Genomic DNA, 16,490 nt, shown 5'->3' on the forward strand with positions numbered 1-16,490 from the left:
TTTAAGCATTATTGTTGTTTAAATTAATTTTATGTCATTCTTAGATTTAGCAAAGGCCTACACACATATTTCTTACGAAACTATAAAGGATCGTATGCATTCTAAATCAGTTGAAAACTTATCAGAAGAGGATAAGCAAATTCTTTCCGATTTGGAATTAAATGGAGTAACTGTAATCCCTAATTATTATTCGGAAGAAAAGTGCGACCAAATCAAATCTGAGATTGACAATTTGATAAATGATGCTACTGTAAAGAAATGGGTCGATAAGGACGGATCAGATACGAGGGTATATGGGGCGCATAATCACTCTGATAAAATTATGGAATTTCATAAGGATCAATTCTTGACTCGTATTGGAGAGCAGTATACAAGATGTGAACTAATCAATTCTCATACATTGGGAGCTAGATTAGTTCCAACTCTTAACAATTTAGGATCTGGAGGGGGCTGGCATAGAGATAGCGTTTTCAGAATACAATATAAAAGCATTGTATACCTAACCGATGTTACGGAGGAAAATGGTCCCTTTGAATATATATTGGGGAGTCACAAGATATCAACCATTTATAAATCTATAATTGAAAATAAATTTAATTCAAATCAAAACAGACTCGAAGAGGAACAAATTGAAAATTTTTTGAATTCCAATCAACACCTATATAAGCAGCTATATACTGCTAAAAAAGGATCAGTCATCCTAGTGGACACGCGTGGAATTCATAGAGGCACACCAATAAAGGATGGTAACAGGTATGCACTAACAAATTATTTTATGCCCAAACATCATTATACAAAAGAAGTAGAAAAAAAATGGAAGCAGTTTATATAAGTTCTCTTCCTCTAAAATTTAACAAATAAAAACTCAATTGAATAATACTTTGCATGACCTCGAGGAATCTGGAACTCTCTATAATTTTCATATTTGAGTTTTTTTCTAACTTCATCTACTCTCTTAAAAAAATCATCAATTAAAGACTGGTCCTTCCTAGGTCTTTCGAATTCAACAACAATCTCTGTAGGAAAAATTCTTTGTTCAATCATTTGTTCAATAATTGGGAGAGCCGCCCCTTCAATATCAGCCTTAAATACATCAATGTGGTTATGTCCATTTTTCTGCATTAATTGATTGATAGTATAACATTCTGCATTAAAAGTTTTGCCATCATTCCCACTTGAATTGTCAATCAAACTTGAAGACCCTCCATACTTAGGTTCGTAAAAGGTTAAGACTGTTTGCTCCGTCCAAACACCAAATGGAAAAAAGTAAAAATTAGAGTTCTTCTGAGACTTCATAAACTCAATTGAAACAGGAGTAGGGTCATACATAAATACCTTACAGTTATATACTCGAGAAATATAGTTATCGAACCTTATATCATTCAGAATTCCTAAAGAATAGACTATTGAATGGGGCCCCTTTTCAATTCTTTTATCCAAGAAATAATTACCCGCCTCGATATGATTATGGTCTATTAAAGGTATAGAATTTAAATAGTTTTTAGTACGAACTCTATCTTTATCAAAAATGTAAAATATATTGTGGTTCGCAACATATTTTATAATTCTATTTTTAATAGCTATATATCCATTAGAAAAAAGTGAACCATTTTTAATATTCGTTAAAACTTTGTTTTTTAAATCAGTCATCTAATTGTTTTATAAGGAATGGGAACATTCCCAATTTATACAGTTTTAGAGCTGCCAAATTAAGGAATAAGTCTATTCTATCGATATGTCTTTCTACCATTTAATCATGAAATGTTATCTAAGGAAATAATTATCATTAAGATCTCTTCTTTTAAGAAATTATAAAACACTATAAATTGATTTATGCGTACGGTAAAGGTGATTAGATTTCAATAAGAAAATTCTATAAGCTAATATTCATTATATATTCCAATATTATTACTCCATTGATTAAATACTAAGGATGATTTTTTTTAGTCTAAATCATACAAAGGGATATTTTAGCATTAATTTCACAAAATATATATTATGTAGTATCATAACAAAATAAAATATCCATAACCATTATATTGGTTAATAAGAAAGTCTAAAGAAATAACCCATCGTGAAGAAGTCTAAACTTTTAATAATTGATTTAGTTTGTGATCAAAAAATCAACTTTGATGATTTCATAGATGATTATCCACAACAATTAACCGAAATTACCTATCTCAATGAAAATGAAACAATCTTAAGACCGTACAAGGTTGTAGAACCCATTAACTTTAATAAAATTCACCAAGAAACCTATAATCAAGCATTTGATGAAGTTACAAAACTTGGAGAATTCACTCTAAGTAATGGACTTTCTATTGCTGAAGAGTTAACATTAAACGATAAAAAAAGTTTGTGGTACTATTTCAGATTCATGCTGTTATACAAACATCGAAAAAGAATTTTTGAAGATAGAATTTATAGTGAAGCTATTTTACTTAACAAGGAGTATAAAAAAGTTGTTATCATCACATCTTCATCATATTTAAAAGGAAAAATAAATAAGGAAGTAGAAATAAAGTATTTGAATCAATCAGAAACGAAAGACTTTACCAATATTTTAAAATTTATGATTATATCTATTTGTAGATTTTTCATAGGGTTGCCAAAGTTATTTTTGTTTTTCAAACCATTTAAACGCCATATTCTACTTTCGAATGCAAATTCAGAACAAAACATACTTTCTATTAAAGACTTTACAATTCAAAAGGGTGATCATTTTTGCGAGTATCTTCAAGATAAAATCGAATATGACACAGAGTATATAAATATCTCTGAGTATTTCCCTCCCAAACTCACGGATAGTAACAAAATAAAGCTTAGTGCACATTTCTTTAGAAGTAGACATAAAAATACAGTTTATATGGAGTCATTACTTTACCTCCAGTTTCTGAATCCATTTTTCTATATTTCTTCTATAAAAGCCATATTAAAAATTTTCTATTCTTTTAAAAATATTCAGAAAGAAGAAAAGAAATACCCATTATTAGAGGAGTTCAAAAGCTATCAAAGATTATGCTATTTTATTGGTGTAAGAAAATCAGCAATTTATTGGATACTTAAATTTACTAATTACAAAACTGTTGCTTCAGTTAATGAACATGACTCTCGGGTTAAGTCAATACTAGATGTAGCGACTTCACTAAAAATAAAAACTTTTGGTATTCAACACGGAGTTATACATTACAGACATTTACACTATTGTTTCTCTAGTTTTGATTCTAGATTTCACCCATACCCCGATTACACTTTTGTATGGGGTGATTACTGGAATAAAGTACTTCAAAAAATTTCAACCTATACCTCAGATGAACTTATTAATGTAGGGCAATTAAGGACAGATATAATACCTAAATTAAAAAATCAATATACCAACTTCATAAGTAACGATTGTAAAGACAGTAAAACCTTCACTATTCTATATCCTTCACAACCGTTATATGTTGGTGAGGAAGCTATGAGGGAAAAATTAGCAATTAGCATTCTTCAACTTTCAGTTGACCTACCAAATGTTCAGGTAGTTATCAAGCCTCACCCAAAAGAAAAAGACTGTGCAGAATTCTTTAATCAATTAGCCAGTAAATTAAATACTAAAAATTTTGTAGTTCTAAATGAAGATTTATATAAAATGATTGCTACCTCGGATCTAGTAATTGTTTATAATAGCACAGTCGGTGCAGAAGCAATTTACTTTAGAAAACCTCTTGTAGTTATGAATTACGCCGATAACGATTTTAGTGGTTTTATCAAAAATAAGGTAGCAAAAGAGGTTAATAATTACGAAGAATTAAGACTTGTTACTCAACAAGTCATTACTCATAATCAAATAACTTCACCTGAAAATATAGATGAGTTTATAAAAGAGAGAGCTTTCAAAATCGATGGCGAGGTAGCAAAAAGAATTATTAATAATGTTAAGAATAAATCCCATTAATAATTCTTCTTGTAGTCAAAATCTTAGCTTTATAAAGCTTAGTAAGATTAAATAAATCAACTGTATTTATCCCTTCAAATTAAGAAACCTCAAATGTAAAATAAGTGGTTATTTTCTTTTTTTTGCTAGGACATATATTGAGTTATCCCCAACATATTCAGCAACTTTCACATCAAAATGTCGTCCTACAGATAGGTCAAATGCATTTAATTTTTTAAAATTGTGATCGGGTTTATTTTTTGATAGATAAAACGTCCAAGCATGGTCATTGAACTTCTTGTTGATGTGAACCCCACTGTTCCATCTTTTACATGAATAAGCAGGTACGAGAAAGATTAATTGTCCTTCATCATTTAGCTTCTCATTCATTTGAGAAAAAATTAAATCTAAATCTTCTATATGCTCTAGGGTGTGTGATGAAAAAATAAAATCTACTAAAAAATCAAGCTCCGTTAAAGAGTTATACTTTACAACACGATTAAAGCTATCCTTTTTGGCAAAATCTACAATGGGAATTGTCAAACTAATTGGACCATTCGCTCCTCCAAAATCAATTCCCTTTATATTCTCATTAAAAATAATTGGTATTAATTGCTCCCGATATTGCCAAAGGCCTTTCCATCGCCAACCACCAAGAATTTTATGATGTTTCATATGTCTAAACATAAAATTCTTAGTCCTTTGTTCTGCATCGTCGACAAATGATGTAAAATCCGCATTGGCATATGATGTCATTAATTCATCATAAGCTTTACTACTAATAAATTTTTTAGTCAGGAGTTCTTTTCTTTTAGAGGCATAATAATTATTGACAAATACATTGTTATACCTCCATTTATGTACAGTCCCCTTAATCTTTTCAACTAAATTCATTTTCTAAACATATTAAATTGCAAAACTGTATCTTCATCTATATCTAATAAACTCTGCATTCCTATCAGACTCTTTATATACTCAGGTCCTATTCCATTTCCCGGTCTCTTCCATGTCAAGTCATTATATTCAATGATTTTACCTTTAGAGATCGAATTCTTAGCGACTAAACTTCTCCTAGCGTTCAACCTAGAAACATTTTCTGTTTCAAGAGGCTTCTTTTCAAACGAACCCAATGTTGTAAATAAACTATCAACTTTTGAATTAAAATTTTTAAGGTCATATACATCCATTGCATGATAATGGTCATTACCTTCTAAAGTCTTATCAAACGTAAAATGCTTTTCAATAATTTCTGCACCAAGAATACTTGCATGAAGACAAACGTCCATATCATTTGGAAGAGTATGATCAGAATATCCAATAATCTGTCTTGGAAATTTATGTTGCAAATCCTTAATCATACCTAAATTGGCATTTTTATTTAATGTTGGATAGTTTAGCACACAATGCATTAGACCCAATGCATTTCCATTATTTTCGATCAATTCTACAGTCCTCTGGATCTCCCATAAGTATGCCGCTCCGGTACTAAGTAAAATCGGTTTATTATAATTACAAAGTTCTTCAATAAACGGCAAATTATTTAAGTCTGAGGAAGAAACCTTAAATACATCCATTAAATCATTTAAAAACCTAGCAGATTCTACATCAAAGGGGGTAGAGAGAAACTCTATCCCAGACTCATCACAGGCCCTTTTTAATAATTCATATTCTGACTTCCAAAACTTATCATACTTTTTGAATAACTCAAACTGACTTCGTGTACTTTCTTTTGTGGTATCCCAATAGGAGGGGCTATTTTTTGAAGCTAAAGTTTCAGCCTTATAAGTCTGAAATTTGATAGCATGTGCACCTCCTTCCGCTGCTTCATTAATCAATCTTTTAGCAAGATCTATAGACCCTTCATGATTAACCCCCGCCTCTGCAATAAAGTAAGGTTTTTGAACTCGATAATGATTGACTTCTCTTTTTTCTAAGATCTCAGCTAAATTCATTGAATATTATTTATTAAATTCTTAATCAAATTCACTACTCTTTGTTTGCCTAATTTTAAATCTTCCTTTAACATCTTTTGCTGCATAGTTTGTCTTACTTTATAATCCAAGGAATACTTAAACTTAGCTAAAATATTCTCATTAGAAACAGTTAGTCCAAGTCCTAAATTGATAAAACCATATTTTTCTCCAGCAAAAAAGTGTGTTAATTCTCTTTCATTTTGAGCCAATACGATTGACGGAAGCCCCAGAATTGCAAGTTCATAAGTAGTTCTTCCTGCAGATGTAAAAACTATATCAGCTGACAACATGTACATTGAAATATTCTTTACATTACTAAATACTTCTATATTGCTATAAACTTGAATACTATCAATGTACTTATATCCAAATCCGCAAACGACTTGAATTTTTATAGAATTCTGTTGACAGTATTCATATATTGATTGAATTACTTTTAGTGTTAAGTTATTTGGATCTACACCTCCAAATGCAATTAAAACCGTATTAACACTTCTTGATAATACTTTAATTTCAGAATGAATGAACTCATCTCTTGCACAAAAATATTTTGGACCAAAATAATGATTCCTCAATTTTTCATTCTCAGGATATATTGCATTAAACACTAGATTAGCTTGCTTGGCACCATCCCCTAAATCCTCAAAATGAATCAAATAAACTCCATGATCTAAAAATTTATCAACATCTTCGACTTTCGTATCTAGTCTATCACTTATGATTACATCAGGTAAGATTTTTAGTACTTCCTCTTGAATGTCATTAGTACTCTGAATCAAACACGGATAATTATTCTCCTTTATTTTTTCATAGCCTAAAGCACTTTTACTATCACAAAAAAAGATTATTTCATGCTCTAGTATACTACTAGCAAGAATTAAAGAATTGTATATATGTCCTAACCCAATTTCGTTGTAGCCACTTACTAGGAACACTATTTTCTTTCGTTTTAAATAGAATTCACAAAGGCTCCAATCTTCATAATTATCAATATCAATAGTCTCCTTGGATTCAAGTATATGTAATGAAACCTTCTTTCCAATTCGAGATTTTTCGGAAATAACAGATTCTCTACAAATTAAAAATCCTCCTGTTTCTGTATAACTTTTAGGAAGATACTGTCTATTCAATCTTTCATGATAATTAGGTACAAATTGTCCATTTGAAATACCCCAAGTAAGATGTGTTTCCTCTTTTGCTGATATTATTGTATCTACAGTATCATCATTGATCATTGACTCTATGGCTAATTCGATTGACTTACTAGTCAATAATGGTGAAGTAGGTTGCAGGGTAACGATTAAATCATAGTGCTTCTGTTCATATTTTGTGGCGGCTTTATAAGTATCATAAATCACTGCATCTAAAGTTATACTATCAAGAGATAAACTCAAATCTCTCTTAAAAACCTTTGCTCCAAACTTCTGAGAAATACTAAGTATTTCGTCGTCTTCAGAAGAAACATATACATCGCAGTTATACTTCACATGTAAACCATTTATAATTGAATAATATATTAACGGTTTGCCTGCTAAAGACCTGACATTCTTGCGTGGAATCCCTTTCGATCCTCCACGAGCTGGTATTACAATTAAAATATTCATTATTCAAAAAATTTCAAAGCAGTGGAATAAGTAGTTTGCAAATAGATAAAAAAATAATTATATCGCAATCAACAATTTACAAACTCATAATTGATACTTTCTTACGAAGAACAAAGAGATCACCCCAACAATAAGCATAAAAGACGCAACATAAGCCATTACTGAGCCCAGTTGATAAGAGTATGGTTCAAATACCATCACTATTTCACCCTGACCTTTAGGAATTTGAACTCCTCTTAACAAAAAGTCTACTTCGTGTATTTCTGTTTCATCTCCATTCACATAGGCCTTCCATCCCTTTTCATAAAAAATTTCAGAAAATACAGCAAATTGCTCACTTGAAGCATTGTAAGTATACTTAAGCTTATTGGGTAAATAGGACTCGATTTGGATAAAATCTCCTGGGTTTAAAGTATAGCTATTCTCTTTCAAATTAACAGAGTTAGTCGCCAATGCAATGCTTTTCAAATCATAATCTTTAAGTGCCAATATCACTGAATCTGAATTAGGTAACACTTTGACGCCTTTTACAAACCATGCATTACCATTCGCATATGGATTCTCAATAAGTACTTGACCTTGACCTTGATCAGAATTAGTTACTCCAACTATGTACTTCGCGTTCAACATATTTACAACGTTCATTTGAGGCAAATAAGAGTTGGCCATCGCCTTTCCTCCTTGGGATATAGCCTGTTGCAGGGTATATTGCTCTTGACCTAGATGGAAATCAATTAATTCTTGATACTTCTTCATTTTTGCGCCGTGATAACCACCCAAAGTTTTATGGAAGTAAGCTGTTTGCGCGTCTGCATCTAGTCTTGCCGATGTATTTAAAACTCTATAGTGAGTCTCCCTCATTAAGTTGCTAAACTTAATACCTTCTATGGTGCTGGGACTTAACCTGCCATGAGTACTCCCCTCTTGCTTTGTTCTAGCAACATACTGGTCTTCTAATTCCTTTATTTTAGGACTTTTAGTTACTTCTCTTTTATAAATCTCATAGTCTACTGGACCTGCTGCATATGGAGTGGCTAACTTTTCTTTTCTATCCCAAGCCAGAAACTCTCCTGTTTTAGACTTCTCATTATTTACATATCGTTTATCATTTAACCACAAGTCTATTAGTACAAGACCAGTTAGCGACACAACAACTACCTTCCATTGGATTTTTTCTTTTAAAAATAATACCAATAACAACACAGCAACTACCAAGTATTTCAAACTACCAAAAGCACTTTTCTGAAAAACATCAACTCTATAATCTATTAAAGCATTACGAGAACCTTCTACAGTTTGTGGATTAACTTGAGTACTCTGTTGGGTAAATTGTATTTCCTCGTTAGCAGAGGTAAAACTTAAAAAGTTTTCAGGAACAAGGGTAATAATCAAAAAGACAAATAGAAAGCCCCCAATGAATTTATATAACTTTCTCTGATTTGCAATAAATTCAGATTTTCGGCTAATAAGTTCATGTATAAATAAGGCTGCTAAGAAAGGAAATGCAAGTTCCACTAGAACCATAATAATTGTAACCGCTCTGAACTTATTGTACATTGGGAAGTAATCAATAAAAAGATCTGTAAACCACATAAAATTTTTACCCCATGCCAACATTATTGCCAAGATTGTGATTGCAAAGACTGGCCATTTTAATTTGTTTTTTACAAAAAACATAGCTAAAAAAGCTAATAAAAAAACAATTGCTCCAATATAAACCGAACCAGAAGTTCCAGGTTGATCTCCCCAATAAGTATTAATTATATTGCCATTATTCTGATATTCATTTACTAAATAATTGAAAAATGTAGGATTCTCTGCCCTAAGCCTTTCTACCTCCTCTTGATTGCCGAGTACCGCTCCCGAACCGGGCCCTTTAGCATCGGGAATCAGTAATGAAAATGTTTCCTCCTTACCATAACTCCATCTTGTAATATAATCTCTATCTAATCCATTTTTGGCAATATCCTCTTGACCTGAATTCTTTGGAGATATTGTCAATTCTGATTTCCCTCTTGTTGATACTTTGGAATATTCATATGTAGAAAATAAATTACCAAAGTTTGCCATCAAAGCAATAATTACAGCTGCTATGAGGTAAGAAGATGTTTTAAAGAATTCCCTTAATCTTCCTTTCTTACTAAAATCTATTAAAAAGTAAATACCCAATGCAAGAATTAACAATCCCAGATAATAAGTAACTTGAAGGTGATTTACATAAATTTCCATAGCCATAGCAAAAGCTACTAGCAACGCTCCTACCAAAGGTTTCTTACGATAAGCTAAAATAAATCCACCTACCACAGGTGCCATATATGCAATAGCAAAAGCCTTCGAATTATGTCCTGCTTCAATAATTATAACAAAGTAGGAAGAAAAAGCAAATGCAATTGCACCAAAAATTGAAACCCATGGATTTAAGCCAATGCATAGCATCAGCACATAAAACCCGAACATGTATAAAAAGGTTACACTTATAGGAGGCGGCAAAATACTATTGATAGTATCATTAATATAAACTAAAATATTTCCTGTATACCTCACCTTAGTAGTTTGATAGGCGGGCATACCCGCGAACATATTACCTTGCCATAAAGGTTCCTCTTCAAAAACTTCTTTATGAGAATTAATCTCGTGAGACATTCCTTTATGCTGAGAAATGTCACCTTGCTTCACCTGGTAACCTTGTAATGCAGGATAATAATAGACAACTGCTAAAAGTAAGAAAAGCCCTGTCGCTACAAGGTGTGGAATATACTTTTTGAAATCAATATTCATTATTTAATAGTTTTATCGTCAGGAAGTTCCTCATAATCTACATACTCTCCAAGGTTGTCCGTCTTTTTTTGGTAAGAAGGTTGAGATGTTATTTTCACCTCACCTTCTCTACTATTGTCGGATGGTTTTCCTTGATGGAATTGATTCCCAGTCTGGTTGTAAAACTTTTCTTGCTGTCTATCTATAAACCTTTTAAGTAAAAAAGGAAATAAATACTTCGCAAGAAACTTTAGTCCATAATATACAGCTAAAATGACTAAAATAGTCTTTATAACATTGACCAAACCTGCTTCTTGAATCATTATTTACTCAAATATAAGTTTCTTTCAGAATAAATCTCTCTAAAAAACTTATCCTTTAAATTAGGAATAAACCGAATTGCTTCCCCTGTTGACTTCATCTCTGGCCCAAGTTCTTTATTTACATTTGGGAATTTATCAAACGAAAATACAGGTATTTTAATGGCATATCCATCCAGTTTCGGAGTAAAATTAAAGTCTGTCACCTTAGCTCCTAACATCACTTTTGTAGCGTAATTTACGTATGGCTCATCATATGCTTTTGAGATAAATGGGACTGTTCTAGATGCACGCGGATTTGCCTCAATGATATAAACGACTTCATCCTTTATGGCAAACTGAATGTTAATTAACCCCTTAGTCTTTAAAGCAACTGCAATTTTTCGAGTGTGGTCATCAATTTGCTTTAACACATTCTCACTCAAATCAAACGTTGGTAATACAGCATAAGAATCCCCACTATGTATTCCTGCAGGCTCTATATGTTCCATTACACCAATTATATATACATTCTCTCCATCGCAAATAGCGTCAGCTTCAGCTTCGATTGCTCCCGAAAGAAAATGATCAAGAAGAATTTTATTGCCGGGTAAATCCTTCAAAATTTCAACCACATGTTGTTCTAACTCTTCTTGATTAATTACAATCTTCATTCCTTGACCACCGAGCACATAAGATGGCCTAACTAATAATGGAAATCCAATTTCTTTACTTAGCTCAACGGCTTCATCCGCGGTACTAATGGAACCATACTTTGGGTATGGGATATCATTATCCTTTAAAAGGTCGGAAAACCGACCTCTATCTTCAGCTAGATCTAGGGCTTCATAACTTGTACCAACGATCTTAATACCATAGCGATCTAATTTTTCAGCTAATTTCAAAGCAGTTTGACCACCAAGCTGCACAATTACACCCTCTGGGTTTTCGTGAAGAATAATATCATATATATGCTCCCAAAAAACTGGTTCAAAATATAATTTATCTGCTGTATCAAAGTCTGTAGAAACAGTTTCCGGGTTACAATTAATCATTATTGTTTCATAGCCGGACTCCTTAGCTGCTAAAACACCATGAACGCAACAGTAGTCAAACTCAATCCCTTGCCCAATTCTATTAGGCCCACTCCCTAGTACTACAATTTTCTTCCTATCAGAGACCTTTGACTCATTTTCACCCTCAAACGTACTATAATAATACGGAGTTTTTGCCTCAAACTCTGCAGCACACGTATCTACCATTTTGTAGACTCTCTTTATACCCATATCGTGGCGTTTAGAAAAAACTTCACTTTCCAAACACTTTAATAAATGAGCAATTTGACGATCTGCATATCCCTTTTGTTTGGCTTCTAAAAGCAAATCTTTAGGAAGTTCTGCCAGAGTATATTCACCAATTTTATTCTCTAGTGCAATCATCTCTTCAATTTGAGAAAGAAACCACTTATCTATTAACGTAGCACTGTAAACCCTTGACAAAGGAATTCCAAGCTTTATGGCATCATAAATATGAAACAGTCGATTCCAACTTGGATTTTTTAAGCTATGCATTATCTTTTCTTGATCTCTCAGCTCCTTTCCATCAGCACCCAATCCATTCCTCTTTATTTCTAATGACTGACAAGCTTTTTGTAAGGCTTCTTGAAATGATCTTCCAATACCCATTACTTCCCCAACAGACTTCATTTGCAATCCTAGTGTCTTTTCGGGGCTATCAAATTTGTCAAAGTTCCATCTCGGTATCTTTACTATAACATAATCCAGAGTTGGTTCAAATAGTGCTGATGTAGTTTTTGTTATCTGATTACTTAACTCATCAAGATGATATCCAATAGCTAATTTTGCAGCAATTTTTGCAATTGGATATCCAGTCGCCTTAGATGCTAGCGCAGAAGACCTAGAAACTCTTGGATTAATTTCAATCGCAATAATGTCTTCTTTTTCATCATTACTAACAGCAAATTGAACATTACAACCACCAGCAAAATCTCCGATTGAACGCATCATGTGTATCGCCATATTCCTCATTTTCTGGAAAGTGGTATCTGAAAGCGTCATCGCGGGGGCTACGGTAATAGAGTCTCCAGTATGAATTCCCATCGGATCCATATTCTCCACTGAACAAATAATCACAACATTATCATTCTTATCTCTAAGCAACTCTAATTCATACTCTTTCCATCCAAGAACTGCTTTATCTATTAGAACCTCATGAATTGGAGAAGCATGAAGTCCTCTCGTAAGTAACTTATCAAACTCTTCAGCGGTATGCACAAACGATGCTCCCGTCCCCCCCAAGGTATAGGATGGACGTATAACCAATGGGAAGCCAATCTCTTGAGCAAAATTCTTTCCTTCTAGAAAAGAATTAGCAATTTTTGATGGAGCAACAGGAACTCCGATTTCTATCATTAAATTCTTAAACTCATCTCTGTCTTCAGTAACATTAATAGCTGCAATATCTACACCTATCATTCGAATATTGTACTTTTCCCAAAGGCCGATTTCATCACACTTTATCGCTAAGTTTAGCGCAGTCTGCCCACCCATTGTTGGCAAAACAGCATCAATATCTGGATGCTTTACGAGAATATCCTCTATTGATTCGGGCTCTAGAGGCAGTAAAAATACATTATCAGCAACTACCTTATCGGTCATAATTGTTGCCGGATTAGAGTTAATTAATGTAACTTCAATTCCTTCTTCTCTCAATGATCTAGATGCTTGTGAACCCGAATAATCAAATTCACAGGCTTGCCCGATTACGATAGGACCACTTCCAATAATCAATACGTGCTTTATACTTTTATCCTTTGGCATTACTTTTTTGTTTACTTAAAATTAGCATGATTAATTAGTTTGCAAAACTACTATTTATAGACAAACTTATTGATTCAATTTATTAACAAGAAGACATAAAAAAAGCGGAACAAAATGTCCCGCTTTAAAAATGTCAATCTGACTATTTAGCTACAATAAATTTAGCTGTTTTGGTTTCCGATGCACTTCTTAATGACAAGAAGTAAGAACCATTACTTAAGTTATCAAGCTGTAGAAGTACTTTCTGAGTACCTTTTGGCATATTACCTAGTTGCTTTGTCTGAATCACACGACCAGACAAATCATAAATTGTCAATGTAATATTTTCAGATTTCCCCGTAACAAATTCTATTGTAGATGTTGAAACAACAGGATTTGGATACATCTTCACTTTAGACTCAAAAGTAATATTAGAAGTTTCTCCTATATTCCTTACACTTACAAATTTATCCGATTTAAAGATACCTCTACCGTGGCTACCTGCATAAATCATTCCTGAATTAGACGCATATTGATATCCGAAAATTTGTTGTTGTACTTCATAAACAGGAACTCTAGCCAATCCACTATTTTCTTCTGTCCAAACAACATCGCTTGCATTGCTTGTGAAAGCATTTTCTGTGGCGTAAACACCGAATTCAGTTCCAATAACAACATTATTATTATTTACTTTATCAATCACAGCAGAATAAACTGGGAATTTATTCAGTCCTGCACCTTGAATTGATTCAAAAGAAGTTGCGGGATCTCCTGCAGTAGTAGCAAAAGTTGTTCTGAAAACATAGGCTTGATTACCATAATTACCGCATGTAACTATTACATTATCTGCATTATTTGGATCAACAGCGATTCCTGTTACAGCTCTTCCAGAAAATCGACCAAACCTTTTACACTTTATTAAATCTGCCGTATTTCCAAAAGCATAATTCTTTGCAGACCATGCTGCATTCAAACCAGACACTCTGTATAAATCTCCTGCTGATGTACCAGCATAAATTATATCTCCATCTCTTGAAACTGCCATTGATATTATAGTCCCGTCAAATGCGTCAGGCTTTGAAGTTGGCCCTGCAATTCTGTACCATAAAATCTCTGTACTAGCAATGCTCTTCAATGCGTCTCTTGTAATGTGCAAACTTGAAGAGCTTCCTGATACTGCCGCGTTAGCAAGAATAGCCATTGATTGGTAGCGATCTACAATACCATTAAAAGTTACCTGAATTCCAGGAGGCAAACTATCTACAATTGTATCTGCTACTTTTTCTACAGCATGTTTAATCAATCTACCTCTTGTTTGACTTGGCAATAAAATTGTATCTCCGTATTTATATACTTTATCAGTTGTTACAGTAAGATCTAAAGTGTCTCTCGAATTAACATCATTAAAAGTTTCCCATAATTTAAATGAGGTATAGAAAGGACCACAACCGGCAGTACCAATTGTTGGAGAACATCTACCTGACAAATCAGTATTATAAAAGTTTCCTCCATTCACATTAAGGTCTGTCACATTATCTGCAAGACCTGTCATTTTTAAAACCTTTCCATAATATAGAGACGCAAAGCCAACCTCAGGAACTAGCGCAGACAATTCACTATCGAATCCATCTCCTCCTCTAATTTCAATCCCTGATTTACCTTCATTAAGATTGAAGCCAACCATTATTGAACCGTTATCTTGAGTTCCACCTAGAACTTTACCTGTTGGTCCTACTCCAATATCATAAAACTGAGTTACATTATAACCTCTATTCAAAGAAGTAAACTGAGGCACATTGGCGGTTAAATTTGAAGATCTGTAAATACCCCCATCGGTACCCACTAAAGCTTCTGTTCCACTTGTAAAAAGAATCCTATGAATATCAGAATGTACATAAAAAGGATTTCCTACAGAACCAAAGTTATAAGCAACTTGAGCCCATGAACCAGTAAACGCATCATTTGCGGACTGTTTCCACTCCCATAAAGTTACACCTCCAACTAAAATGTGACCAGGGTCAGTAGTTGATACAGCAATAGCATTGTCGTATCCACCTTGACATTGCTGAGAGCTACAAAACGGATCAAAAGATGAAGTTCCTCCAGGCCCGATTACTGTCCAATTCAAACCTCCATCTATTGATTTTAATATACCTGAAAGCCTACTTATTGTTGCAGACGCATAAATTACATTTGGATCTGATGGCGCCACAGCAATTTCAGTTCTTGATGATTGGATAGGTAGTGGAGAGTTTACAAATGTTCCTACATCTCCATTAGGAGATAAATAAATATCCGGTCCAAATGCTGCTATAACTTTACCGTTTGATGCAACATCAACATCCTGACAAGTTCTTGTTACAGAAGGAATAGCCTCTTTCCATGTAGCCCCTGCGTCATCAGACATCATTAATCCATCCACTTGAGCGACATAAATTCGATTTGAATTATTTGGATCAACAGCCAAATGATTCACACCTGACCACCTAATCCCTCTACTGTTGGAAGCTAAAGGACCTGCCAATTGAACTACCTGCCCATTGCCAGTCATTTTAAAAACACCTTCACCAATCATTTCAGAACCCAACCCTTTAGAATTTCCAGTACCATCGAACAAAGGACCTGTTCCGAAATAAATAGTCCCATCAGGTGCTTGAGCTAAATCTGCAATAGCCATATTATCTAAAGCATTATTATATGACTTCCATGAAACGCCTCTATTCTCAGAAATCCATAAACCGCCTGAAACAGCTCCTGCAATATATCTATTTGGATTTTGATTATCAACGATTAAAGCTCTAGTTCTACCTCCAACGTTATCAGGGCCCATCTCTTGCCAGCTAATATTCGCAACCTTTGCAGAATAATTGGCTTCTAGCTCTTTTCTTATTTTTAAAACCTCTGATACAGGAATCTCACCCGTTTCAACGTCAGCTCTAAGCATTTTGTAATACTCTGCCATACCTTTTGCTAGTGGAGCAGAAGAAGAAAGCGTCGTATTTTTAGGAAAATAAGCCTGGTCTTGATTAGATAACATTAGATTGGTACCGAAAACGATACCTCCAAGTGCTACTAATCCAATGGTAAACTTTTTGACTTTCATATTATTAATTCTTTTTAAA

The 16,490-nt window shown here is 33.4% G+C and carries 10 protein-coding genes; 2 read left to right on the forward strand and 8 right to left on the reverse strand.

Annotated elements, in window-relative coordinates; genetic code table 11:
* Positions 1-31: 31 nt before the first annotated feature.
* Positions 32-832 carry a phytanoyl-CoA dioxygenase family protein gene (locus GQN54_RS07075; RefSeq protein ID WP_160632835.1) on the forward strand — a complete coding sequence of 267 codons (801 nt, stop codon included), beginning with the start codon at positions 32-34 and terminating at the stop codon, positions 830-832.
* An 11-nt stretch (positions 833-843) separates the two neighbouring features.
* On the opposite strand, the gene GQN54_RS07080 is transcribed toward GQN54_RS07075, so the two are convergent.
* Positions 844-1,650 carry an FkbM family methyltransferase gene (locus tag GQN54_RS07080; RefSeq protein WP_160632836.1) on the reverse strand — a complete coding sequence of 269 codons (807 nt, stop codon included), beginning with the start codon at positions 1,648-1,650 and terminating at the stop codon, positions 844-846.
* A gap of 424 nt (positions 1,651-2,074) precedes the next feature.
* On the opposite strand from GQN54_RS07080, the gene GQN54_RS15580 reads away from it, so the two are divergent.
* Complete coding sequence (locus GQN54_RS15580; protein WP_160632837.1) at positions 2,075-3,937, forward strand: capsular polysaccharide export protein, LipB/KpsS family; 1,863 nt, start codon at positions 2,075-2,077, stop codon at positions 3,935-3,937.
* A 108-nt stretch (positions 3,938-4,045) separates the two neighbouring features.
* Here the strand turns inward: GQN54_RS15580 and GQN54_RS07090 are convergent, their stop codons facing one another.
* The 7 genes from GQN54_RS07090 to GQN54_RS07120 form a co-directional block, all read right to left on the reverse strand.
* Positions 4,046-4,810: a methyltransferase domain-containing protein gene (locus GQN54_RS07090; RefSeq protein ID WP_160632838.1), complete on the reverse strand. Its 765-nt coding sequence runs from the start codon at positions 4,808-4,810 to the stop codon at positions 4,046-4,048.
* Entirely contained in the window at positions 4,807-5,868 is a 1,062-nt protein-coding gene (locus GQN54_RS07095; RefSeq protein WP_160632839.1) for an N-acetylneuraminate synthase family protein, read from the reverse strand. Before GQN54_RS07095 ends, GQN54_RS07090 begins: the two co-directional genes overlap by 4 nt.
* Positions 5,865-7,493, reverse strand: coding sequence for a cytidylyltransferase domain-containing protein (locus GQN54_RS07100; protein WP_160632840.1), 1,629 nt, complete (start codon positions 7,491-7,493; stop codon positions 5,865-5,867). The genes GQN54_RS07095 and GQN54_RS07100 overlap by 4 nt, the downstream gene beginning before the upstream one ends.
* 84 nt (positions 7,494-7,577) lie before the next feature.
* Complete coding sequence (locus tag GQN54_RS07105; RefSeq protein WP_160632841.1) at positions 7,578-10,271, reverse strand: YfhO family protein; 2,694 nt, start codon at positions 10,269-10,271, stop codon at positions 7,578-7,580.
* Entirely contained in the window at positions 10,271-10,573 is a 303-nt protein-coding gene (locus tag GQN54_RS07110) for a DUF4834 family protein (RefSeq protein ID WP_160632842.1), read from the reverse strand. Before GQN54_RS07110 ends, GQN54_RS07105 begins: the two co-directional genes overlap by 1 nt.
* Positions 10,573-13,389, reverse strand: coding sequence for a carbamoyl-phosphate synthase large subunit (carB, locus tag GQN54_RS07115; protein ID WP_160632843.1), 2,817 nt, complete (start codon positions 13,387-13,389; stop codon positions 10,573-10,575). Before carB ends, GQN54_RS07110 begins: the two co-directional genes overlap by 1 nt.
* Before the next feature lie 142 nt (positions 13,390-13,531).
* On the reverse strand, positions 13,532-16,471 hold the full coding sequence (locus GQN54_RS07120; protein WP_160632844.1) for a T9SS type A sorting domain-containing protein: 2,940 nt from the start codon (positions 16,469-16,471) through the stop codon (positions 13,532-13,534).
* Positions 16,472-16,490 lie beyond the last annotated feature (19 nt).

The sequence above is a fragment of the Acidiluteibacter ferrifornacis genome (genome assembly GCF_009909615.1).
Taxonomy (GTDB): Bacteria; Bacteroidota; Bacteroidia; order Flavobacteriales_E; family Vicingaceae; genus Acidiluteibacter; species Acidiluteibacter ferrifornacis.

Coding starts and splice junctions, on each gene's coding strand:
- GQN54_RS07075 (WP_160632835.1), top strand. CDS start 32: ATGTCATTCTTAGATTTAGCAAAGGCCTACACACATATTTCTTACGAA.
- GQN54_RS07080 (WP_160632836.1), bottom strand. CDS start 1,650: ATGACTGATTTAAAAAACAAAGTTTTAACGAATATTAAAAATGGTTCA.
- GQN54_RS07090 (WP_160632838.1), bottom strand. CDS start 4,810: ATGAATTTAGTTGAAAAGATTAAGGGGACTGTACATAAATGGAGGTAT.
- GQN54_RS07095 (WP_160632839.1), bottom strand. CDS start 5,868: ATGAATTTAGCTGAGATCTTAGAAAAAAGAGAAGTCAATCATTATCGA.
- GQN54_RS07100 (WP_160632840.1), bottom strand. CDS start 7,493: ATGAATATTTTAATTGTAATACCAGCTCGTGGAGGATCGAAAGGGATT.
- GQN54_RS07105 (WP_160632841.1), bottom strand. CDS start 10,271: ATGAATATTGATTTCAAAAAGTATATTCCACACCTTGTAGCGACAGGG.
- GQN54_RS07110 (WP_160632842.1), bottom strand. CDS start 10,573: ATGATTCAAGAAGCAGGTTTGGTCAATGTTATAAAGACTATTTTAGTC.
- carB (WP_160632843.1), bottom strand. CDS start 13,389: ATGCCAAAGGATAAAAGTATAAAGCACGTATTGATTATTGGAAGTGGT.
- GQN54_RS07120 (WP_160632844.1), bottom strand. CDS start 16,471: ATGAAAGTCAAAAAGTTTACCATTGGATTAGTAGCACTTGGAGGTATC.